Origin of the sequence: Gilvimarinus gilvus (assembly GCF_030518155.1) — a bacterium.
Taxonomy (GTDB): domain Bacteria; phylum Pseudomonadota; class Gammaproteobacteria; order Pseudomonadales; family Cellvibrionaceae; genus Gilvimarinus; species Gilvimarinus gilvus.
Genome location: NZ_JAULRU010000539.1, coordinates 1 through 345 on the forward strand (window position 1 = coordinate 1; position 345 = coordinate 345).

At 40.0% G+C, this 345-nt stretch carries 1 protein-coding gene; it reads right to left on the reverse strand.

All coding sequences use genetic code 11. From position 1 onward, the window contains the following. The coding region (locus QWI17_RS09985; protein ID WP_302722361.1) for a hypothetical protein at positions 1 to 345 on the reverse strand (345 nt) is incomplete at both ends.

The window sequence follows — 345 nt, forward strand, 5'->3', positions numbered from 1 at the left end:
CCATGATTCCTAGCGGGAGCTTTATTTCCCAATCAGTTGCGGGAAATAACTGGAACCCAGTAATAAGGACGCTGTGAGTGGCAATAATTGATAACAAGAGCGTTGTAGCTGCTCTTAATTGGTTTGCATACTCAAAAGGTATTTTGGTGCTTCTGATCAAAATCTTAATGTGACTATAAGACATATAAGCATTCAGGCTGATGTAGGCTATGCCTCCGACGGCAACTAAAATAGAGCTATAAAGAATCAGATTCGATGAAGCGATCGCGCTTAAAAAGTTTCTGGATTCAGAATCAATTAAAAGAAAAGTGGATACGATCGCAGTCGTGAATAGTCCTGAGATCA